This window comes from Marinobacter halotolerans (assembly GCF_008795985.1).
GTDB lineage: Bacteria > Pseudomonadota > Gammaproteobacteria > Pseudomonadales > Oleiphilaceae > Marinobacter > Marinobacter halotolerans.
Genome location: NZ_VMHP01000002.1, coordinates 341226 through 363934, shown reverse-complemented (window position 1 = coordinate 363934; position 22709 = coordinate 341226). Strand labels below are relative to the sequence as shown.

Annotated in this window: 18 protein-coding genes and 3 tRNA genes; 5 read left to right on the top strand and 16 right to left on the bottom strand. The window is 55.8% G+C overall.

Going from position 1 to position 22709, the window contains the following annotated elements; all coding sequences use genetic code 11:
• Positions 1-9: 9 nt before the first annotated feature.
• Together hsdR and FPL19_RS11975 are read right to left on the bottom strand one after the other, a co-directional pair.
• Positions 10-3537, bottom strand: a complete 3528-nt coding sequence (gene hsdR, locus FPL19_RS11980; protein WP_150912794.1) for a type I restriction-modification system endonuclease — start codon at positions 3535-3537, stop codon at positions 10-12.
• Between the two features lie 114 nt (positions 3538-3651).
• Positions 3652-4254 carry an outer membrane beta-barrel protein gene (locus FPL19_RS11975; protein ID WP_150912793.1) on the bottom strand — a complete coding sequence of 201 codons (603 nt, stop codon included), beginning with the start codon at positions 4252-4254 and terminating at the stop codon, positions 3652-3654.
• Between the two features lie 111 nt (positions 4255-4365).
• Between FPL19_RS11975 and FPL19_RS11970 the strand changes: the two genes are divergently transcribed.
• The gene (locus FPL19_RS11970) at positions 4366-5289 is read left to right on the top strand and encodes a 5'-nucleotidase (RefSeq protein WP_150912792.1); all 924 of its coding nucleotides are present in this window, start codon (positions 4366-4368) and stop codon (positions 5287-5289) included.
• 13 nt (positions 5290-5302) lie between these two features.
• Here the strand turns inward: FPL19_RS11970 and FPL19_RS11965 are convergent, their stop codons facing one another.
• From FPL19_RS11965 to FPL19_RS11930, 8 genes are all read right to left on the bottom strand, one after another.
• Entirely contained in the window at positions 5303-5758 is a 456-nt protein-coding gene (locus FPL19_RS11965) for a hypothetical protein (RefSeq protein WP_150912791.1), read from the bottom strand.
• 89 nt (positions 5759-5847) lie between these two features.
• Complete coding sequence (locus FPL19_RS11960; protein ID WP_150912790.1) at positions 5848-7392, bottom strand: GTPase; 1545 nt, start codon at positions 7390-7392, stop codon at positions 5848-5850.
• Entirely contained in the window at positions 7379-9079 is a 1701-nt protein-coding gene (locus FPL19_RS11955; protein ID WP_150912789.1) for a P-loop NTPase family protein, read from the bottom strand. Before FPL19_RS11955 ends, FPL19_RS11960 begins: the two co-directional genes overlap by 14 nt.
• Positions 9063-9545: a hypothetical protein gene (locus tag FPL19_RS11950; protein ID WP_150912788.1), complete on the bottom strand. Its 483-nt coding sequence runs from the start codon at positions 9543-9545 to the stop codon at positions 9063-9065. The genes FPL19_RS11955 and FPL19_RS11950 overlap by 17 nt, the downstream gene beginning before the upstream one ends.
• A gap of 12 nt (positions 9546-9557) precedes the next feature.
• Positions 9558-10310 (bottom strand): GTPase domain-containing protein, encoded by a 753-nt coding sequence (locus tag FPL19_RS11945; RefSeq protein WP_191965275.1) that lies wholly within the window; start codon positions 10308-10310, stop codon positions 9558-9560.
• 364 nt (positions 10311-10674) lie between these two features.
• A complete protein-coding gene (locus FPL19_RS11940; RefSeq protein ID WP_225314403.1) occupies positions 10675-11262 on the bottom strand; it encodes a tellurite resistance TerB family protein in 588 nt (195 codons plus the stop codon).
• Positions 11263-11417: 155 nt separating this feature from the next.
• Positions 11418-11494, bottom strand: a tRNA-Met gene (locus tag FPL19_RS11935).
• A gap of 98 nt (positions 11495-11592) precedes the next feature.
• Complete coding sequence (locus FPL19_RS11930) at positions 11593-12975, bottom strand: acetyl-CoA C-acetyltransferase (protein WP_150912786.1); 1383 nt, start codon at positions 12973-12975, stop codon at positions 11593-11595.
• A 163-nt stretch (positions 12976-13138) separates the two neighbouring features.
• On the opposite strand from FPL19_RS11930, the gene FPL19_RS11925 reads away from it, so the two are divergent.
• Positions 13139-14551 carry a 3-oxoacyl-ACP reductase gene (locus FPL19_RS11925; protein WP_150912785.1) on the top strand — a complete coding sequence of 471 codons (1413 nt, stop codon included), beginning with the start codon at positions 13139-13141 and terminating at the stop codon, positions 14549-14551.
• Positions 14552-14560: 9 nt separating this feature from the next.
• Here the strand turns inward: FPL19_RS11925 and FPL19_RS11920 are convergent.
• From FPL19_RS11920 to FPL19_RS11910, 3 genes are all read right to left on the bottom strand, one after another.
• Positions 14561-14636: transfer RNA gene (locus tag FPL19_RS11920), tRNA-Val, on the bottom strand.
• Positions 14637-14659: 23 nt separating this feature from the next.
• Positions 14660-14736 (bottom strand) — tRNA-Asp (locus FPL19_RS11915).
• Positions 14737-14859: 123 nt separating this feature from the next.
• Positions 14860-15891: an AraC family transcriptional regulator gene (locus FPL19_RS11910; protein WP_150912784.1), complete on the bottom strand. Its 1032-nt coding sequence runs from the start codon at positions 15889-15891 to the stop codon at positions 14860-14862.
• A gap of 168 nt (positions 15892-16059) precedes the next feature.
• On the opposite strand from FPL19_RS11910, the gene FPL19_RS11905 reads away from it, so the two are divergent.
• Entirely contained in the window at positions 16060-16941 is an 882-nt protein-coding gene (locus FPL19_RS11905; protein ID WP_150912783.1) for a MaoC/PaaZ C-terminal domain-containing protein, read from the top strand.
• Here FPL19_RS11905 and FPL19_RS11900 read toward each other — a convergent pair.
• From FPL19_RS11900 to FPL19_RS11890, 3 genes are read right to left on the bottom strand one after another with little or no spacing between them, the layout of a single operon-like run.
• Positions 16932-18551, bottom strand: a complete 1620-nt coding sequence (locus FPL19_RS11900) for an ATP-binding response regulator (RefSeq protein ID WP_150912782.1) — start codon at positions 18549-18551, stop codon at positions 16932-16934. The two genes, FPL19_RS11905 and FPL19_RS11900, sit on opposite strands and share 10 nt — an antisense overlap.
• 45 nt (positions 18552-18596) lie before the next feature.
• Positions 18597-19223, bottom strand: a complete 627-nt coding sequence (gene fixJ / locus FPL19_RS11895; RefSeq protein WP_150912781.1) for a response regulator FixJ — start codon at positions 19221-19223, stop codon at positions 18597-18599.
• 60 nt (positions 19224-19283) lie between these two features.
• Complete coding sequence (locus FPL19_RS11890) at positions 19284-21692, bottom strand: Lon protease family protein (protein WP_150912780.1); 2409 nt, start codon at positions 21690-21692, stop codon at positions 19284-19286.
• Between the two features lie 165 nt (positions 21693-21857).
• Here FPL19_RS11890 and FPL19_RS11885 point away from each other — a divergent pair, with 165 nt between their 5' ends.
• Both FPL19_RS11885 and FPL19_RS11880 read left to right on the top strand, forming a co-directional pair.
• Complete coding sequence (locus tag FPL19_RS11885) at positions 21858-22142, top strand: hypothetical protein (protein WP_150912779.1); 285 nt, start codon at positions 21858-21860, stop codon at positions 22140-22142.
• A gap of 181 nt (positions 22143-22323) precedes the next feature.
• Positions 22324-22701 (top strand): PilZ domain-containing protein, encoded by a 378-nt coding sequence (locus FPL19_RS11880; RefSeq protein ID WP_150912778.1) that lies wholly within the window; start codon positions 22324-22326, stop codon positions 22699-22701.
• Positions 22702-22709: the final 8 nt, after the last annotated feature.

Below are 22709 nucleotides of genomic sequence, written 5' to 3'. Positions count from 1 at the left end.
GATCGTTTTTTAGGCGCTTTCGCGCGGCCACATTGCGTCGCCCAGTTCTTCTAACACCGTATCTAACTGATCGCCTAAGACTTTGTCTAGCTGCCTAGCACCGCCTTGAAATGCTGGCAGCTGGTTGACGGTTTCACGGTCGATAATCACTTCATGTGTTAGCTGTTTGGCCAGGCGACCCAACCATTTTCGCTGAGCGGGAGTCCAGTTGTGTTGGGTATGAATTCGGTCCATAGCTTCTGCCACACGTTGCTCAAACGGCTTCAAGGGTTCGCCCAACGCTGCGCGACGGATGTGGCCGATGATGCTGGCTGCAATGTCTTTATTGGTCTGATTGCGCACAGCACTTTGCAGCTTTGCTTCTGAATAGCCGTGATTATCCAGCAGCAACTTTACTTCCCGAAGCTGTTCGCGCGTGAGGTCGCGGGGCTTGTTAACCACCACAGACAATGCCACTGACTGGTTCATCTGTTCGCGGACGAATTGGTTGAAGCTATCCAGGTAGTCCTCAGGCTTGTCATGAGGTCCGTAGCTCTGGGTACGCTCCCGGATTTCGTCTTCGTGTTCCGAGATCAGGGGCATGTACTCACTGCCTGCCAGTGACTTCACTTCGGCTAACTGATCCATCAGGCCGCCGTGCTCACGGATGAACTCAGATGCCTGGCGAGGGCCCAGTTTATGAAGGTGGTGGTGCAAGGATTTTGGCTCCACGCCCCAAGTCTGATGCAGCTCTTCGAGTTTGTGTTTCAGCTCAGGCTTTGTTTCGGCTTTGTTGTCCGCCTTTCGTAAAACCCGCATCAGCTTTTGGCTAAGCTGGCTGAGCACGGCGTCGGCTTGGGTTTCACCTTCTTGCTCACCGGGGCTGCTGAGGGCGGCCTCAAGCTGGCGGTCGTCCGTTAGTTCATCAACCAGCTGCTCTAGGGTGATATTTGGGTCCCGCACCAGGGGCTTCATGGTACTCACATCCTGAAGCGCGGCGTAAATGTCCACGGGGTCATAGATGCGAAAAACGGTCTTGCCAATCTCGTCGCAACGGCGGGTCGCGCGGCCAATCATTTGCTCGTAGAGAATACGGGAGCGTACCCGGCGCATGAAGACCAGGTTGCAGATTTTGGGTACGTCGATACCAGTGGTCAACAAGTCTACGGTAATGGCGACGTTGGGGTAACGCTCGTTCTTGTAGCGGCGAATAAGCTGCCCCACTTTATCGCTTTGGCCGGTGATTTTGGCGACGGCCGCTTCGTTATAATCGCCGTTGTAGAGTTCCTTGAACGCATCATCCAGTAACCGTTTCACCATATCCGCGTGCAGATCCGTCGCACAGAAGATCATGGTCTTCTCGTCGCCGAATGGGTCCAGTTCATGAACCAGTTGTTCACAGATCACGCGGTTGAAGTTTTCGTTGATGACGCGTCGGTTGAAGGTGTCTACCTCGAAGTTCAATTCGTCTTCCAGCTCTGTGGTATCCACCTCGCCGGTTTTCGTGTTGATAACTTCGACGGGTTTGCCCTTCTCAAACTGAATGCCATTTTGGGTGAGCAGGGTTTCATAACGAATAGGCGGTTCGTGGTCGATGAGCCAGTCGTCCGCGACCGCTTCCCGGTAGGAATAGGTGTACACGGGTTTGCCGAAAATTTCGCTGGTGTGCTTGGCTGGCGTCGCCGTCAGGCCTATCTTCACAGCATCAAAATAGTCCAGGACGCGCCGATAGCTGGAGATATACTGGCTGGTATCACGGGTTGCCAGTTCGCCCTCGGTCATCTCCTGATCCAGTGTATACCCCCGGTGAGCTTCGTCGATGATGATGCAGTCGAACTGATCAATGGGCGGTGGCTCGTCGCTCATGAAGATGCGCTTCACCATGGCCTGAACAGTGGCAACTTGCACCCGGGTTTCGGCCTCTGCCGCCATGTCCCCTAGTTCGGCAACATTGTAGATTTTGCTCAGGGTATGGCTTTGTTCCAAGGGCGCTTCATTGAACGCATCAATGGCTTGCTGGCCCAGCGCGGTTCGATCTACCAGGAATAGAATCCGCCGGAACCGTTCGGTTTTCAGGAACCGGTACATCAACCCGATGATGGTGCGAGTCTTACCGGTACCAGTGGCCATCGCTAACAAGGCCGAGCGGACACCCTGCGCCAACGCATGTTCCGTCGCTTTGATCGCGCTCTGCTGATAGTCCCTCAGTTTGAGGTAACCGAAAGGTTCGTCTTTCAGCAGTTTTTCGGCGTTTTCCTTATCCCGCTCCAGGAGGTCCAGCAACCCACCGGGGGTATGGAAGCTTGGTAGAGCTCGACGGGTGTTACTGCTGTCGCGAACGTCTCGAAACCAGGTACCTGATTGCTCAGCAAGCTGCGGGATATAGGGGCGGCCATTGCAGGAATAGACGAAAGGCACCATGTAGTGCCCTTGCTCATCCGCAGGCCATGCAATGGTCCTGCCGTTTAATTCCCACGCACCGATAATCGGCTGCTCTACTTTCAAGCCCTTGCTGTAACGCTCGGCCTGTCCGATTTTGCCTGCGACGTTGGTGTTTTCTTTCTTGGCTTCGACCACCGCAATGGGCGTTAGCCCGGCGAAAAGCAGGTAATCAGCGCGGCCTTTCTCACCGTTGTGATTGGTGGGCCATTCCGCAATCGCCCGATAAGTGCCTTTTTCTGGCCTTGCACCCTTCTGATAGGTGAGTTCCTGGCTATCCGCCTCCCAGCCTGCCTCAACGAGTTGCTGGTCGATAAGAATGCGGGTGAGCTCTTCATTCAAAACCAGGGTGTCGCTCGCCGCCTTGGTTTGCTTGGCCACCTCTTGGCGCTGTTCTTTGACCGAATCCTCGCCCTGCTCGCTCAGCTGATCTTGCAGCGCTTTTATTTTCTTCTCGTAGTCTTTTTGCTGCTGCTCGAGAATTTGCTCATGGGCCTGCGCCTGTTCGGTCAGAGCGCGAGACTCTTTATCCATCTCCAAAGCCAGTGCTTCGTATTCTGCTTTCTCTTTTTCAATGAGCTGGCTCAGTTGCTGGCTGCTGTCCAGCTCCATGTTTGCCTGCTGAAGCTCGTGACGGAGTTTTTCGATATCCCCATGGAGCTGTCGCAATTCAGCACTGGGGTCAGGCGGTGGAATAAAGGGACCAGGCTTGAAGCTTGCACCTGCTTTACCGAAGGAGCGGTGGAACCAGATGGCCAATTCTCGCGCCAGCTTGAGACCATCCATTGCTTCTTTATGGCGGGTGCGAAATTGGTGAGTAGCTTTGTTGCCCTCAATTCGCAGGGTATGAAAAAGCTCTTTTACCTGGGGCTCAAGCCGAAGCTCACGATTCAGTCGGTAAAGCAGGTCGGACTGACTGGTTTGCTCATCGAAGTCGATACCGGACCGGGCGGCTAAATGCTGGGCTAAAGCCTCACCTAGTTGGCGAAGTTTGATCAGGGTGGAGTTTGGGTCGCTGGAGAATACCTGTTCGGCCGCACCCGCCAGATCTGCAAACAGCGGATCGTGTTCGGCGAGAAAACCAAAGTTGGGTGACGCTTGTTCCGTTTTATTATTCAACGTATCCCTCGAGAGCAACAGCTTGAAGAGACAATAGCAGACTCAAGAAAGGTTCAAAAACAAAGCCCCATTATGAATGGCCCCAATCCGGGGCCATTCAGGAAGGTAAAAGCTCTAGAACCTGAACTCAGGCCCCACCGAGAACACATTGATATCCGTTTCCCCGGTTTCGTCTTCATCCCCGACGTTCACCAGAAAATCCCAGTCTGCGCGGAGCCTAACCTGTTCCGATAGCTCAAAGCTCATGCCCAGGCCGGTTCTGAAACCGACGCCGGTACTGGTATCGCTGCTTGTGGCCGTCTGGAAGCCATTGCTGGCGGCAGCTTCGACGTTCAGGCGCCAGTACATCAGCCCGGCTTTGGTGAAGATCCGGAATGGCCCGGATTCGGGCATGCCCAACTGCAGGGTGGTATCGATAAAATGGCCGTTTACGGCGGCGGCAAAGCCTATACCGCTGATCACGCCTGATGCTTCAACATCGTCAACATAGCGGTAACCGAATTCGAGGTTGGCGAAATTGCTCAGCTCGCTGCCGCCATGGATGCGGAAGGTTGGTGCACTGTCATCGCAGCTGGATTCGCCGCCGCCACAGAAATCTTCAACAGTCGCCTGGCCGCCGGAAATGCCGAAATAGCCCGGGTTGGCGCTGACCGCGAAAGCGGGTGTGCTGGCGATAGCCGCGATGGAAAGCAGCAGTGCGTTTTTATTCAGGTTCATAATGCGTCCTTTTTTGATGGAAACTTCCAGGTGGCCATTCCGTCCACAGTGCGTAGGATAGAGACATAAAACCCAATTAAACAGAGCACTGATCACAGAGCCAACCAGCCCATGCCCTACCCCATAGAACAAAAACTCGTCATCGCCGTGGCTTCCAGCGCCCTGTTCGATCTGAAGGAGTCAGACCGCGTGTTCCGTCAGGAGGGAGAGCAGGCCTACCGGCAATATCAGGAAGCCCATCTGCACGAGCCCCTGGGCAAGGGTGTGGCGTTTCCGTTTGTGCGGCGGTTTCTGAGCATCAACCGGAAGTTTCCGGAGAAATGCCCGGTGGAGGTGGTGTTGCTGTCCCGGAACTCGGCCATCACCGGCAAGCGAGTGTTCCATTCCATCCACCATCACGGCTTGGGTATCTCCCGCGCGGCGTTTCTGGAGGGCAAGTCGCCCTACTCCTACATTCCGGCGTTCAATGCGTCGCTGTTTCTGTCTGCCAATGAATCCGATGTGTCCCGGGCGATCGACTATGGCTATCCGGCGGGTACTGTCTTACCCAGTAAGGTGGTGGATGATGAGGCTGACCAGGAGCTGCGCATCGCGTTCGACTTCGATGGCGTGATTGCAGACGATGCGTCGGAGCGGGTGTACAAGGGCGGCTCCCTGAAGGATTTTCAGGCCCATGAAACTTCCCGTTCCCACATTCCCCACAGCCCCGGCCCGCTGGCGGATCTGTTCCAGAAGATCTCTCACCTGCAGAAACTGGAAGACCAGGCGGTGGCGGACGATCCGGATTACCGGCGGGTGTTACGAACCGCCATTGTCACGGCCCGGAACGCGCCGTCCCACGAGCGGGTGATAACGACCCTGGAGCACTGGGGCGTGAATGCCAATGAGGTGTTCTTTCTGGGAGGCATGAAGAAGGACAGGATTCTGAATGTGCTGAAGCCGCACATGTTCTTCGATGACCAGCGGTCGCATCTGGAATCGGATGCGGGGGATATTCCGCTTGTGCATATTCCGTTCGGGGTTTCTAATTTGTAACTGTCCACCGGGGTCAGTCCATTCGTGAGTCTAAGCCAGAAAACGACAAACGTGATTCAGCCCAAATCTCCGCATAGTTTTCATCAAATGCCAGGAACACACCTTGATCCGGAAAGCCTGCATAAGAAGCGAGGTTCACCGGGATATCCAGAGGCGCGTCAGTCTCAAACCGAAGAGCATTACCGAGGAAGATGCTCATGAATCGACGGACATTCTGACTGTCTTTCGGTAACTTCCATAACCTGGGAAGTAACTCATCCCACCAGCATAAGGAATAGATAGCGATGGCATTCCAGTCAGGTGACGCGGTCACTATGACGGGGCTTTCGAAAAGCGTCTCGGATGCGAGTGAAAACCGTCTGATGGTGGGGCGATCGAGTAACATTCTTTGGTTCTGGGCAAGTTGGGGCCGGCGGCAGTCCATCCGGAACGCACTGCCAACTCTCCAGAATGGATTGGTTTCTGACATTGGTCTCTTTCCTATCTATCCAGTTCGTAGAGAGAGTACGACCACGCCACGACAGTTGGTGTCGCCAGCTCGCCCGTGGTCGCGGGACACTAGATATAAATTACCTCGAGATCTCCCAGAATCCTGCTGGCAGCTTCATAGTCTTTGGTGAGTTGATCGGCGGTTTCGACAAGAGCTCCGATACGCCCGTCTATTTCTTCAACAGTCTGTTTACGTGCATTCTGAATGAGTTCCCGGGACTCCGTCAGAACGGCAGTTGTCAGGAGGTGGGTAGCCTCTTCAACAGCCTGCTGCACTTGCAGCCGTTGTCTACGCTCTGCACTATTGAGCTGGTCCTGTTCGGATGAAGCCGACCAGACTTCGTAGATCGAAACGCCAGCAGTAATAAACCAGCCTGCTTTCTGTGCCCATTTGCCAAGGGTTTTTTCCCATCTGCCCTTAACACCCGGTAGTTTCAACTTTCGCAAAGCCAACAGGCCTTTTTTGATCGCTTCCTGATCAAGGCTTTTAACGCCGTTCAACACTGCCCGCTCTGCTGCCTCACTCATCCTGGATGTCGAATCTTTATCATTCGGCAGATCAAAATTAGCCGATGGCGAAATCGATCCAAGCTCTTCGATAATGATGTCAGTGCGCTGCTTCAGGAAATCTGCTGTGGACTGGGCCAATTCATTCCCCAGGCTCTGCATGTCCGCATTCAGATCAAAATTTGAAGACGCGTTGCCCATGGCGCCCGCGACCCGGGGTTTCAGACCAACAGCCTCACCGCGAATATGGTTAGCGACTTGCGCGTCCAACAAGTCGAATTGCCGTATGGTTTCTTCCCGCTCGTATTTGAGGCTTTCCAGCTCCTGATTATCAGGCGAGCCCATCTCTTGCTCAATCCCGGTAGTCAGTGGAGCCCCGATGCACTGACTTACATGTTTTTTAAGCCTGTCCAGGTACCCTTTTTCGTTATCAAAACGGCGCAGCCAACCCATAAAAGCATCTTCAAAGTCGTATATGCCGGAGTGCTCTGCCAGCCGCTCTGAATCTTTGAGGCTTGCAGTCCATGCAGTTCTCACGTTGACAGGAACCACCGAAATTTCCGCTACCCGGGACAGATCCGTGCCACGGGTTTGTGCATAATCAGCAATAATATTGTTCAGCCGTTGCAGGGCATTCGACAGCTCATCCGCCTGGAGCTGGTGATTGAAGACAATAAAGATCTCCTTATCACGTTCCAGTAAATCGAACATTCGCTCGTAAATATCCTTTACGTCCTGATCACCTTCCCGAATGACAAAAAGGATCAGTTCGGAACGGTCTATCTCAGACGTAGTCACCTGTTCATGTTCAATCGGTGCGTTGACTCCGGGGGTATCCAGCAGGCGACAATTATTCCATTCATAGTGAGCAGCCGCTGTAGTCTTCGGAATATCTCCGACTTCTGCCACCTCTTCACCCAGAAGAACGTTAATCAGACTGCTTTTCCCTGCATTGTAGCTACCGAAAATCATCACCTGTAGCAGGGACTCCGAGCGCCTACCTTCATACTCGTCCCTGAGTCCCTGCACCTGATCCTTGCCCAGATACGGACCAGACATATTCAGAAGCAGTTCTGCCTGGCGATCGACTTGTTCAATTGCTTTCATCGCTAAATTCCTTCCTGACACGGTCCAGATTATTATTGAAACTTCTGATCTGTTTCCGAATTGCAGCTGCCCTGCCTTTCATTTCATCAAGTGTTTCATCCCAAGGCGCCATGGCTCGATCAATGATCTTCGGCAATTTCCTGTCCAGTTTCTCCAGCGTCTGTTCGACGGCTTTTGTCGCATCCACCCCAACGGTTTCGGTGACCCGTTCGGTCTCCACAAGGAGGCTTCCTCCGGCATCTCCCAACAAACCGCCGAGATATCCGCCAAGCGCAGAGCCCCAAGGACCACCAAAGTAAAAGCCAATGGCACCGCCGGCGACAGCTAACGCAGATGAAGCGGTCGCCTGCATGGCCTTACCCGTGATCTGCTGATACTCAATGTTAACGTCCTGGAATTCACCAATGTCCTTCTCGTCGATTTTGACGATGATCTGCCGGGCCTCACCTGCAAATTTCTCGATTGTTTGTTGAAGCTCCACAGTAAGACGCTGAACAACCAGCTCATTGATCCGTTGCGCAAGCGCTCCGCGATCCTTATCCTGCTTCAGCTCTTCAGCCCAGTCGGTAACCCGGTCTGTAAGTTCCTGTCGAAGCTTGCTTAGAATTTCCTGGCGTCGCATGGTTAGTGATGCTGACTCTTCCTCAATCAGCGCCTCAAAATCATCCAGTTGGGGGACAAGAGTGGTTTGAATGGTCTCCAGTACCGACTGATCGAGATAGTTGACGATTTGTTGCCGGGCCTTGCGTGGCTTGTAAACCGCCGCATCGGTTGCCAGAGAAGCCATTGCGTCGAAGGTTGCCGCCAGACCGCTTTCTTCGAAATCTTGTTCGCGCCTGCCTGACTTCTGAAAGGCAAAAACAGAAATGGATATCGGTTGACGAACCTCTGTCTCTCCTTTCAGCTTTGCCTGCGCACGCTTGAGCACATCTTCCTCTTGCGCCTGACGATTAGTGCGGCTTTTATTGACTAGAGTAGTGACTATCTCACCGTTCTCCTCATCGTCGTCGGGGAAATCACTTCTGGTTATGATGGGAAGTAATGGCTTACCCGATTGCAGCTCCCTGGACAGATCATTCAATTCAAGTGTCTGTCCGGGTGAAAGCGAAGGCGTCAGCCAGAGCACAGCGTCTGCGCTGTCGGTGAACCGCCGGGTCAAGTCACCGTTCTCCTCTGTCACCGAGTGAAGGCCCGGTGAATCCAGCAACACCAGCTTCCCGCCTAACTCAACGCCCTGTATTCTTGCGGTTGTCTCAACCGTGCCTTCCTTGAATGGCTCGTTGGTGGATTGCACCCTTCCGTCCTGAAGAAAGAAATAACGAACCTGGTCAGGTGGAAAAGTCGACGCAATAAAATTACCGAACGCGCTCTTCCCCGCATTTACTTTTCCAAACACCAGAAAAATGATCTTGTCGGAAAAGTGGTCGGAAAATTCTTTCGTAACCTTGGTGGCATCCCAATCCTCAGCCCACCGGGCAATCATTGATGTCAATCCGCGATCAATCGCAACCCCTGCTGTTGTTAGAGGATTGTCTCCTGCGCCCCTGACAGATTGGCCGGTGACGGCCTCGACGTTCTCCACGAAGTCATTACGTAGCCCGATCAGGGCATCCTCATCATCACTGATTCGTGCAAAATCATCCGCAAATGTAGAAACCGCGGTGATCAGATTATCGGAACTGCGCATCGATATCCTCCAGTGTCAGCCATGCGTCCTCCAGGTCGCTCAACTCTTCATCAAGCTCCGCCAGTTTTGTAACACTCTCCTGGTATAACCCACTTTTTTCTAGCAATTCGGGATCCTTGCCGGTTTTGGGACCATAAGCTTTGGCCGCGCCAGTAAAGCCTTCAAGCATGTCCTTGATCGATCCGTTTACCTTTTTAGTAATGAGGTAAGGAATCAAAGCCTTTTCATCGGCGACCTGGTACTTTTTGGCAAGATTCTTAAGCAGTTTATTGGTGTATTTCACACATTCAGCTTTTGATACGCGCTCGATTTCTTTGCTGCGCTCACGATCCTGCTCACGGGTTTTGGCCCCGGCTGACTTGGTCTTGGAACTTGATGATGAGCTGCCACTGTCTGACGCAACGACTGCTGTCACCGCTGCAGCAGCCGCAACAACGGCCCCGCCGATTAACCACGGTATAGGCATGAGTTATCTCCTTTAACTGGCGTCCAGTGATTTGGCTCGCTGATGGATCTTGGTTCGTGCCGCCCCAACATCCGCCCAGAACTTCGCCTTGAATTTTTTGTGTTTGTCTTCAGCGCTGGCAATGGCCATTTCTTTATCCTTGATAAGGTCTGATAACTCCAATCGGGCTTTGCGAATCAGCCTGAGCGCCTCTTTCCGGCGGAGCTCACCAACCCCGGCTTTCAGCTGTTCCAGGTAGCTCTTTACCTCGGAGATACCGCTTCGCTTGATGAGGGCGTTTTTTCCATCCTTCACCCACAGGTTGTAATCCTTTGCGGCAGTTTGCAGGATGGTTAGATCCGGGAAGTCTCGTCTTATCAACTCCAGCGTCTGCTCGATCTCCTGTTGGTTTTTCCTGTCAATATTCGTGAGTACCAGAAGGGTTTTCTGACGATAATTGTTGTCCCGGCGCATCAGTGATTTGAACAGCGTCAGTTCGCTGTCATCCAGTTCTCCGGCATCGACACTGTGTACCAGACAAAGAATGTCGGCTTTCGATCGGACAGCGTCGTGGGCTTTGCGGTCATCTTCGCCATCCACGTCCGCGTCCAGCCCTGGAGTGTCAATCCAGACAATCCCGTTAGCCTCGAACTCAGTGACGTCCACGGTCTCACGCTTATCAGCGACTTTGAATTTTTCTTCCCCGACCAGAGCATTCAACAAGCTGCTTTTGCCATGGTTGTACTTCCCGTAAACAGCGACCTTTGGAAGGTCGTCGCTGTTCATCAACATCGCCAGTCGTTTAAAGTTTGATTTTGAACCTGGAAGGGTGTTGGTCAGTATTTCGGGGACCGTTTTCCATTTATTTTTCATACAAATACCCTGAAGGTCGGCGACATACCTGCCGCCTCTTGAAGCTGATTGCACACGTCGGCGTTCAGGTGATAGAAGTCGTCCAGTGTCATTTGATCTGAGGCAAACACCCTGAAGCCCTCATCAATCCGGCAGGCCAAAGGCCTGGTTTCGTATACCGTGCAGCCCGATGCGGTACTAAAATTGACACAGGTTCCATCGCCACGGTCCAGATGCCCGAGAGCCGATACCTCAGCCAACTGCTGGCAACAAAGGCCACACCCGGTACAAGGGAAGCTCATAAATGAATAAGTGCCTCACCCTGGATAAACAATGACAGGATGCTCTTGGCCCACTCTTTATAGACAATGGCAAGGTTCGGATTCAGTTCAAAGAAAGCGACAATATCGTCCAGGGTCTTTTGCTCCGAATGGTGCAGATGTCCATCTGAAAAGATCAGAGCCATAATCTCCAGAAGCACAATCTTCTGATGGCTTTCTGACTTAAATGCTGAAAGCACTTCTGTGAAGTTGAATTCTTCATGTTTATAGTCAACGTCATCAATCTGCATTTCCATGCAATATTTATCGATAATTCTTCGCTCTTCCCGAGAGAACGATTCATCAGCATGAGCAATATGATGGGCAAGAAAGAGAAAGGCTTCTTTTTCCGCAAGTGACAGTCGATTCAGGAACATAGAAGGGTAAATCCTTTGATTTTTATTAGAGAATCTTCGATAGCTGTCTAACCGGATTACATGTAGCCAAAGTATCAGAAAGGATTGAACACTCGCGTAAACATTTGTTGAGTTTGGTATAGCAACTGCTTCTGAAACAGGCAGTTTTAGCCTTTGCAAACGCAAAAAAGGCAGACCAGCTTTCGCCAATCTGCCTTTCCTGAATATGGTAGCGGGGAGCGGACGCGCTCAAGCGTTCGCGGCGCCAACAATGCGGCACGCAAGTGCCCATAAAAAGTTGGCGACTCAAAAGCCCCCGCTAGAAAGCAAAAAGCCAGTCCTATTGGACTGGCTTTTTTCAATAATGGTAGCGGGGGCTGGATTCGAACCAACGACCTCCGGGTTATGAGCCCGACGAGCTACCAGACTGCTCTACCCCGCATCAATGTGCTGCGCATGATAAGGATCGGGGTGGTGCTTGTCAAAGGAAACCACAGAAAACTTCCGGTTTTCCGGAAACTTACCGCTCCGCTATTTACCTTACCGTTCCACAATCGCAGTCACACCCTGCCCCCCGGCAGCACAGATGGAAATTAGACCGCGGCCCTTGCCGTTTTGTTCCAGGATTTTGGCCATTGTGGCCAGAATTCTTCCACCGGTGGCGGCGAAGGGGTGGCCGGTGGCCAGGCTGCTGCCTTTGATGTTCATCTTGTTGCGGTCGATGCTGCCCAGGGGTTTGTCCAGGCCCAGCCGGTCTTTGCAAAAGGTGGGGTCTTCCCAGGCTTTGAGGGTAGACAACACCTGCGCCGCGAAGGCTTCGTGGATTTCGTAGAAGTCGAAATCCTGCAGGGTCAGGCCGGCTTTCTCCAGCATTCTGGGTACGGCGTAGGCCGGGGCCATCAGCAGGCCTTCTTTCTTGTCGACAAAATCTACGGCGGCCACTTCGCTGAAGGTCAGGTAGGCCTTTATTTCCTTATTGTTGGCCTTCGCCCATTCTTCGCTGGCCAGCAGCACGCAGGATGCACCGTCGGTCAGCGCGGTGCTGTTGGCGGCGGTCATGGTGCCCTTTTCCCGGTCAAAGGCGGGCTTGAGGGTGGCCAGCTTTTCCAGGGTGGTGTCCGGGCGCAGGATGTTGTCTTTGGTCAGGCCGGCCAGCGGGGTCATCAGGTCGTCGAAGAAGCCTTCATCGTAAGCTGCGGCCAGTTTCTGATGGCTTTCGTAGGCCAGTTTGTCCTGCTCATCCCTGGGGATATCCCATTCATGGGCGGTGATCTGGCAGTGGCCGCCCATGGACAGGCCGGTTCTGGGTTCGCCGTTTTCTGGAATGGAAGGCGCCAGATGTTTCGGGCGGAAGCGGGAAATCGCTTTCAGGCGCTCGCCGGCGGTCTTGGCACGGTTCAGGTCCAGCAGGATCTCCCGCAGGCCTTCGCTGACGCCGATGGGCGCATCGGAGGTGGTGTCTGTGCCGCCGGCGATGCCGCAGTCAATCTGGCCCAGGGCAATCTTGTTGGCCACCAGTATGGCCGCTTCCAGGCCGGTGCCGCAGGCCTGCTGGATGTCATAGGCGGGGGTTTCCGGGGCCAGGCCGCTGCTGAGTACGCATTCGCGGGTCAGGTTGAAGTCGCGGGAATGCTTGATGACAGCGCCAGCCACCACCTCACCCATGCGCTGGCCCTGTAGCCCGAAACGGTCCACCAGGCCGCGCAGGCTGGAAGTGAGCAGCTCCTGATTGCTGACCTTGCTGTAGGCCGTGTTTGAGCGGGCAAAGGGAAGGCGGTTGCCACCGATAATCGCGACCCGCCGAACGCCCTGGGTTGATGGAGAGGGCGCTGTAGAGGATGTCGCAGACTTGGGTGTGCTCTTTGTCCGCTTGGCAGTGGACGCGGGAGTTTTCTTTTGAGTGCTTTTCGGAGCCTGTGCCATGATGATGTCCTGTATTTCAAAGTAAACGCGATGGTTTGCAGTCTAGCGCTAACCGGGCCTGGCTCATTGGCAACGCTGACATCTGCCAAAGGGGGTTGAGTCAATTCAAACCGGGGCCATTTCTTTACTATAAGCCCTAATCGCAATTCAGAAGGAAAACGCTATGTCTGATGTCTATCTCAGGTTCGTGAATACCGCTTTTGGCAAAACCGCCGCCCAGTCACTGGGCCTGCCCTCGCCGGTGCCGCTGAAGCGCTGGAAACGCGGCGACCAGCCTTTTATCGAGGGCAATGTCCTGGTCGGCGCGGTAGGCGACAGCAAGGCGGTCAGCCACCTGGGCCTGGCACTTGAGGCCAGCCCGGCCAAAGTCTTCCACGCCAGCAGTATCTCTGTAGATACTCTGAAGGATTCGGCGAAGGTGGGCAACAGGGCTGAACCGCTGTCGCTGGATGACGACATCGAACAGCGTTTCTCGGCCCTGGTGTTCGATGCCACCGGCATGAAAAGCACCGAGGACCTGCGCGCGGTTTACGACTTCTTCCATCCCACCATCAAGAAGCTGGCGGCCCATGGGCGGGTTCTGGTGATTGGGCAGGACCCGGCGAGCTGCCGGGCGCCGGCAAAAGCCGCAGCCCATCAGGCGCTGGAAGGCTTTGTACGCAGCGTGGCCAAGGAAGTGGGTAAGAAAGGCGCCACCGCCAATCTGCTGTTGCAGGCGCCCGGTGGGGAAAAGGCGCTGGATTCCAGCGTTCGGTTTTTCCTGTCAGCCCGTTCGGCTTATGTATCCGGCCAGGTGGCCAAAGTGGGCAAAACCGCCGAGGTTCCACCGGTAGACGCGGCCCGGCCGTTGTCCGGCAAGGTCGCCCTGGTGACCGGTGCGTCCCGCGGTATTGGCGCCTCCATTGCCGAAACCCTGGCCCGGGACGGCGCCACCGTGATCGGCCTGGATATTGCGCCGACCATGCACGAATTGCAGAAGGTCACCGACAGCATCGGCGGCAAGGCGCTGGCCTGTGACATCACTGACGAAAACGCCCCTACCGAGATTGCGGATTTTATCAAGCAGCATTTCGATGGCGTGGACCTGGTGATTCACAACGCCGGTATTACCCGGGACAAGACCCTGGGCAATATGCCGGAGCATTTCTGGGATATGACCATCGCCGTCAACCTGACCGCCGAGGAACACATCGACGAAGAGCTGATGAAGCAGGACCTGCTGAAGGAAAACGGCCGCATTGTGTGTATCTCGTCCATCAGCGGCATTGCCGGTAATTTCGGCCAGACCAACTATTCCGCAGCCAAGAGCGGCGTGATCGGTTACGTGGAGGCGATGGCAAAGCAGGTAAAGAAAGGCGTGACCATTAACGCGGTTGCCCCCGGCTTTATCGAAACCCAGATGACGGCGGCCATGCCGCTGACGATCCGCGAAGCGGGTCGGCGCATGAACAGTCTGTCGCAGGGTGGTTTGCCGGTGGACGTGGCAGAGGCAATTGCGTGGTACTGCCATCCGGAGTCAAACGGCGTAAACGGCAACGTGGTCCGCGTGTGCGGTCAGTCGCTGATTGGTAAGTAAGCCTGAAAATGGTGGGTGGTACTGGGATCGAACCAGTGACCCTCGCCTTGTAAGGGCGATGCTCTCCCAGCTGAGCTAACCACCCGGGAATCTCGAAGAGATGAAAAATGGCGGAGCGGACGGGACTCGAACCCGCGACCCCCGGCGTGACAGGCCGGTATTCTAACCAGCTGAACTACCGCTCCGCGTTGGCCGCCACCTCAGGCGCATTCAAGGGTGTGAATGCTTGGTGACAACGAGGGCGCATTATAAAGAGGCGGCCTGCCATGTCAACGATTTTTATCAAAAAAATCGTTCTGGCCGCTTCTTTACATGGCATCAACCATGGCGTCTTTGCCCTGTGCGGTTTTGCGGTATTCAATGGGTGTCATGCCCGACCAGCGCTTGAACGCCCGGTAGAAAGTACTGGGCTCGGAAAAGCCGGTCAGGTACACAATCTCGTCAATGGATTCATCGGTGGTGGCCAGAAGCTGGCGCGCCAAGCGGTAGCGGAAATCCGCCAGCACCTGGTTAAAGCTGGTTTCCGCCTCGGTCAGCCGGGTACGCAGGGTTCTGGATTTGATGCCCAGACGTTCCGCCACGGCGTCCAGGGTGACTTCACCGCTGTCGAGCAGCTCTGCCACGATGCGCTCCACCTGCCCCACGATGTCTTTTTTCTCGAGCCTGGCGACCTGCTCGCTGGCAAAGCGTTCGTGCAGGTCCAGCAGTTCCGGCTCGGCATGGGGGGATGGGTGATCAAGGAAGCTGGCGGGGAAATACAGCCGGTTTTCCTCAGCGCCGAACACCACGTCACAGCCCAGGACTTCGCGGGCGTGGTCCTCGCCGCGCGAACGCTGGTGTTCAAACTCGATGCGTGAGGGGTAGAAGCGGTCTTCGGTGATGGATTTGAAGAACGTAATCAGGCCCTGCACAAAGCATTCATTGAAATGCTGAAGGCGGCTGACTTCATCAGAGGCGGCATCAAGCACCATGCAGGCCTCGTCCCCCTCGATGAAAAAGTCGGTTCTTGCGGCGTCGCTGAGCAAGCGCTGGTAGTTCTGGGCCCGACGAAGGCCTTCACCAAAGGTGGGGCTGCTGAGGAAAAGATATTCCAGCACCTGGCCATTGTAGGCCGGCAACAGCTGGCCAAGATGCAGGCCGATGTCTTCATCTCCGGAGACGTCCTCAACGACCTGCCAGAAATACAGCTGCGCGCTGTGGGGTGTTCGTAACTGCTCGGTGTATACGTAGGACTCGTCCACCCCCAGCCTGGCAAAGATGGCGTCGGTGTCGATGCCCTTCTTTTTCATGGCTCGGTAGATCAGGCGCAGCATGACGCCGGCGTCGCGAAGTTCCTGCATAGCTTCCCGCTTTATAGTTGTTGATGAATCGGCTTGGCCGGCATAACGCAGTGCTGGTGAGGCCAGGTCAATGCTCACGCTGGCCGGGTTTGCCAAACTGTGAGACCGTTGAACTTATTAGAGCATATCAGGCCACACTCGCACAGGTGTATCAGGAGCTGTAACAAAATGACTCATAACGCAAAATACCATAACCGGCCGCCCGGGCTGCTCGCCATGTACAGCAAAGCCCTGCTACCGAAGGGCAAACAAAAGGGCGGCTCTACCACCCTTCCGGATGTGTCGGCGCAGCTGATTGGTGTGTCCACTGGAGGCGCGGATCTGGAGCGGTACCGCAAGGTGTGTGGGTTTATGCGGAACCGCGCAGTACCCGCCACCTGGCCCCATGTGCTGGCTTTTCCCCTGCATCTTAAGGTGCTGACGGATTCCCGCGTGCCCTTCCCCCTGCTTGGTCTGGTGCACCTGCGCAACCGCATTGTGCAGCATCGCCCTATTGGTGAGGGCGAGACCCTGGATCTGGATGTCCGTCTGGGCGAGGCCAAAAAGACCTCCAAAGGTGTGGAATTTGACCTGATCACCGAGGCCCGGTCAGCAGGTCGCCTGGTGTGGGAGGAGAGCAGCACCACGCTGTTCCGTCAGCCCGAGGCCAGCAGTGGTAAAACCCGCAAGGCACCGCCGGAACTGGAGACCTTCGCCAATACCCTGGACATCACGGTGCCGGAATCCACCGGCCGAAAATATGCCGCGGCGTCCGGGGACCGCAACCCGATTCACCTTTATCCGCTTACCGCAAAACTGTTCGGGTTTCCGCGGGCCATAGCCCACGGTATGTGGAGCAAGGCCCGGGTGCTGAGCCTGCTGGAGCAGCAGCGGGACTGGAAAGGCGGCGCTTTCAGCATCGACTGTGATTTCAAGAAGCCGCTCTTCCTGCCGGGCAGCGCGCTGCTGAACTGGCAGGCCCGGACGTCGGGGCTGGATTATCAGTTGCTGAATGGCAAGGGCAACGCGCCGCATCTCAGCGGCCGCGTAGAGTGGCTTGATCAGGCCTGAGCAGAGCCTTCAGCCTGGTTAGAGCCTTCAGCCTGGTTAGAGCCTTCAGCCTGATCAACGCTCTCAACGTCAACGCCGGCAACCGGCAAGGTAAAGTAGAAGCAGGCGCCCCGGAATTCGGGGCGCCGGTAGCCAATTTCGCCGCCCTGGGCCTGAATCAGTGAGCGACAGGTAGGCAGGCCGATGCCCATGCCTTCGTCTTTGGTGGTGAAAAACGGCAGAAACAGTTTGGCCTCGTTTTCTTCAGACAGCCCGGTGCCGGAATCGGTCACTTCCACCCGCGCGAACCGGCTGTCTGCCATGGTGACGCTGACCCTGACCGGGTCGGTGGAATCGGCACTGCGTGTGGCTTCCAGGGCGTTTCGGATCAGGTTCAGTGCCACCTGCTGCACCTGCACCGGGTCGGCGTAGACGTCCTGCACATCGTCCGCCACCGTCACTTCTACTCCACCATCGTTGTTGCGGATATCCACTTCGGCAAACTGCCGCGTGTCTTCCAGCAGCGCGGCCAGCGACAGCACTTCCTTGCCGGCGGCGGGTTTTTTCATGAAGCGGCGGATACGGCGAATCACTTCGCTGGCGCGGTGGGACTGAGCCTCGATCTTTTCCAGGGTTTCCGCCAGCAGGGTAAGGTCCGGTTCGTCCTTGGACATCACACGCTTGGCCACCCGGGCGTAATTGGTGATGGCGGTCAGGGGCTGGTTGACCTCGTGGGCGACGCCTGCAGCCATTTCCCCCATGGTGGTCATGCGGGACACATGGGCCAGCTGGTCCCGCTGTTCCTGAACCAGGTCCCGGGCTTCTTCCAGGGCCTGTTCGTTTTCCAGTTCTGTGGTGATGTCCCGAAAGACCACAACGGCGCCGTGAAGCTCGTCACCGTCCCATTTGGGGGTGGAGCAGTATTGCGCGGGGAAGCGTGTACCATCGGCGCGGAACAGCTCCACGCCCCGCTGGTTCTCAGGCAGGCCCTGGCAACAGGTGGCATGGGCGGGCAGATCTTCCAGGTTGTGGTCGGGCTTGCCGAAGTGCAATTCGAAAAAGTTCTTGCCGATCAGCTCGCCAGCGGTACTGCGCACAATCATGGCGGCAGCCGGGTTGGCAAACACGATACGGCCTTCGTTATCCAGGCCGTAAATGCCCTCGCTAATGGAGTTCAGAATCCTTGCCTGGTCATTCTCGAGCTGGCGGTTGCGGGCCAGCAGCTCGCGCTCCAGACGAATTACCCGCGCGTGGGTTTTTACCCGGGCAATCACTTCCTGCGCCTGGAAAGGCTTGGAGATGTAGTCGGCACCGCCCAGTGAAAAGCCTCGCACCTTTGCGTCCACGTCATCCAGCGCGGACAGGAACACCACGGCGCAGTCCGCTGTTACCGGATCAGCTTTCAGTCGCTGGCACACCTGATAGCCGTCAAGTTCCGGCATCATGATGTCCAGCAGGATCACCTCGGGGGTGTGGCGATGGGCAAGCTCCAGTGCTTTCTCGCCCTCGTTGGCAATGAGCAGGCGGTAACCCTTGTCTTTCAGGGTTTCATAGAGCACTTTGAGGTTCTGGGGGTTGTCGTCAACAAGCAGAACCGTTACGTCTGTTGTCTCCTGGACAGCATCTGTCATATAAGCCTTGCCGGTTGCGTAGATAGGTTCATCATGCCGCCGGGTTTAACGCGCGTCGATAAGGTCCTTTACTGACAGGATCATGCGCACAAGGTGTGCCAGTGAGTGGGTTCCCATCTTGTGCATCACGCGGGACCGGTGAATTTCCACCGTGCGCTGGCTGATTTCCAGCTCGATGGCGATGACCTTGTTGGCCTGGCCTTCAATCATGCGGTCCATGATTTCATGCTCTCGCGGGGTCAGGGTTTTTACCCGGCGAAGGATTTCCTGCTTCTCCCCCAGGGTCTTGCGCTGTTCTTCGTCCTGTTGCAGCGCCGCCTCGATTTTTTCCAGCAGGGCCTCTTCACGGTAGGGCTTCTGGATAAAATCAACGGCGCCCTCTTTCATCGCGTCCACTGCCATGGGCACGTCGCCGTGGCCGGTGACGAAAATGATGGGCAGGATGGAGTGCCGGTCATTGAGTTTTTTCTGCAGCTCCATGCCGTCCATACCGGGCATGCGGATGTCCAGCACGATACAGCCCGTCATGGACTCCGAATAGTCTTTCAGAAAAGCATTGGCGTTTTCGTAGGTTTTGACGGATTTGCCATCAGATTTCAGCAGCAGCTCAAGGGAGTCCCGCACTGCTTCGTCGTCTTCCACCACGTAAACTGTTTGCTGACTGTCCGCCATGGGTTTTGCCTCTCCTGTTGGTTAACGCCAATACATTTCTTAATGAATAGACGAGTCCCTTTAATGTATCGAAGGATCCTTGGAATCGTCCCGTGCATGTTCCTGCCGCTCGTGTTCCCGCATTTTTTCTAGCCGCTGCTGAATCATGCCAAATACGCTCTGTTTCGGATACCGGCCTTTTTCGTCCGCCTTGCCCGCGGGTTTACCAAGAAGCAGTGTGATGGCTTCTTCGGCCCGGGTCACGGCGTAAACCGAGAACTGGCTGTTGCGCGCCGCCTGAACCACTTCGTCGTTCAGCATCAGGTTCTGCACGTTGGTGGCAGGGATAATCACACCCTGGGAACCGGTCAGCCCTCCCGTCAGCTTACAGGTGGCGAAAAATCCCTCAACCTTTTCGTTCACGCCGCCGATGGGCTGAACCTCGCCAAACTGGTTTACCGAGCCGGTCAGCGCCAGATCCTGACGTACCGGCAGCCCGGACAGGGACGACACCAGGGCGCACAATTCCGCCAGGGAGGCGCTGTCGCCGTCCACTTCACCGTAGTTCTGCTCCATGGTCAGGCTGGCTGAAAGATGCATGGGGTCGGTCACCGCGAAATGGGCCGACAGCCAGGCGCTGAGAATCATCACACCCTTGGAATGCAGGTTGCCACCCAGCTTCACGTCCCGCTCGATATCCATCACGGCACCATCTCCATAATAGCAGGTGGCGGTGATGCGGTTGGACAGCCCGAATTCATAACCGCCGGTCGATAACACCGACAGGCCGTTCACCTGGCCGACACAGGTGCCGGATGTGGATACCAGCGTGGTGCCGTCGCGGATGGAATCGTAGAAATGGTCCCGTATCCGGCTGCTGCGGTATTCGGCACTTTCCAGCGCCTGATCCACATGTGTGTTGCTGATCATTTTGGCGCCGGCCTGCCGCGCCCAGTAGTCGGATTCCCGCAGCAGGTTGGCGATGTCCGCCGCATGCAAGGACAGCCGATCCTGGTGTTCCGCCATGCGCGCGCTGTGCTCGATAATCCGCGCCACCGCACGATTGTTGCAGTGCAGCAGTTTCTTTTCGTTCACCAGGCTGGCAATGAATTTGGCGTACAGCACCTGGCTTTCATCGGTTCGCATCATTTCGTTTTCGAAATCCGCCGTCACCCGGAACAGCTCGGCGAACTCGGAATCGTATTCCTGCAGCAGCATCCAGGTTTCCCGGTCGCCAAACAGCACGATTTTCACATCCAGCGGGATTTCTTCCGGTTCCAGGGAAATGGTGCCGGACAGCGTCAGTTCCCGCTCCAGGGAGTTGATCTGCAGTGAGCGGGAGCGCAGCGCCCGCTTAAGGCCATCCCACACGAAAGGCTGCTCCAGCACCTTGATGGCGTCCATCAGCAGGTAGCCGCCATTGGCCCGGTGAATGCTGCCTGGGCGAATCAGGGAAAAATCCGTGAACACTGTGCCTTTGAAGGTAACGTTTTCCACATAGCCGAACAGGTTGTGGTAGGTGGGATTGTCTTCCACCACCACCGGCACGTCCTCGCTTTTCTGGTGCACCAGCACGTTGACCAGGTAACGGCGCGGGGTTTTCTTGTCCAGCGAGGCGTAGGCGATGGCGGCCTGTTCCTCGTTTTCCTCCAGGAAGATGTCGAGGCTTTCCGACAGATCGGCACGCACACCCTTGAGGTAGCTCACCACGTCCGCCTGGTCGCTATATTTGGCAATCAGTTCATCAATCTGGTCGCCAGAGATGCTCTCCAGCGTCTCTTCGTTCAGTGCATGCTGAGCTTCCGCGTATTCCTGCTCCCAGTCGGCGACCTTGCGCAGCGTCTGGCGAAGCTTCTTTTCCAGCTTATTGATCTCGGTTTCAAATTTTTCCCGCTGGGCTTCAGTCAGTGCCTGGAAGGATTCCGCCGTATGGGGCTCGTCGCCGTTCATGGCCACCAGGCGATAGCCGCCCGGTGTGGTGATGTTCAGGCTGACCTTTTTGCGCCGGGCCTGGGCTGCCACCTTTTCCAGTTCATCTTCCTGCTTCTTGGCAAAGCCGCTTTTCAGCAGCTCGGCCCGCTCCAGGAAGCTGTCGCTATCAAACGTCTGAGGCACCATCTTCATCAGGCGGGTCATCAGTTTGTCCATGTCCTGCTTGAGCTCGTTGCCCTTACCCGCTGGCAGCTTCAGCACCCGGGGTACCCGGGGTTCCTCAAAGTTGGCCACGTAGCACCAGTCGTGGATCTGGTGCTCCAGGTCGGCGTGGTGCTTGAGATAGCGCAGCATCATGGTGCTTTTGCCGAGGCCGGGACGACCCACCGCATACACGTTATAACCGCCGTGGGGCATGGCCAGCGCAAAACGAACCGCCGACTGGGCCCGGTTCTGGCCCACGATTTCAGCAAGCGGCTCAAGCTGGCGGGTGGTTTTGAACGGCAAGTCCTTCAACACACAGACTTTGTATAACTGGTTCAGAGGCAGTGACTTCAAGATGGGGTCCTGTAGCGATTGAAAACCAAACGTTAATGGCCGGCCATTGTAGAATCTGGGGCGGGCCCTGTCGCGCTCTTGCTAAAGAATCCGGCAAATCTGCCGATATTCTGATCAATCACCCATGATTCACAGCAGCAAGGAAAACTCAGGGAACACTGGAATATGGATATTTATCGCAACCAGCCACACGGCATCAGCGTGATGGAGGCCATCCGTAAACAGGGCACCCAGCGCACACCCGCGGCGGAGGCATCAGCAGCGCCACCGCGCAAACCCACAAACGACCGGCGCCTGCAACCGGATCGCCGCCGTGCCCAGAAAGAATTCCAGGGGCCGGACCGGCGCAAGCGCCCAAGCCGTCGCAGCCCGGGCCTTCTGCATCCGCGCACCCGGAAACCCGCTCCGACTGAAGACCGCCGGGGACGTTTACTGAGCACCCGAGCCTAGGCTCCGGGCGTAGCTCTGCTCGTCGTGTCGCGTTAATGGCGACTTTTTGATCAGTGATAACCCTGTCACAATTTAGCGAATGGTCATTTTTCAGGCAGTTCTTTGCCGACTAGACTTCGTGTCCCCCACCAGGAAAGTGGGACAACAATAAGTACACTCAGTAATGGATGGATACCAACGAATGACGAGTGATTCCGTAGACCGCCGAATAAAAGACCGTTACGCCGCCAACTGCCTGAAGGTTGAGCTGCAGGAGCGTGGCTTTTTTGGTCGTGGGAAGAATTCAACCTCGGTGACCTGCCTGGACATGAACCGCTATGGCATGGCCGTGCTATGCCCGCGCCCCGTTGAGCCCGGCGCCCGGCTGTACCTGAACTTTGACGGCAAATACATTCGCGAATCCCGCGTGGCCGCCCGGGTGGTGACCTGCCAGCCCTTCCAGACCGGTTACCGCGTCAGCATCCAGTTCAGCTACTGTTTCGAGAAAAAAGGCTATTCCCGCACCGTGGATAATGCCCTGTGCCGCATTGAAGGCTTCTATAACCGGTTTGCCGGCTGATATTCAGC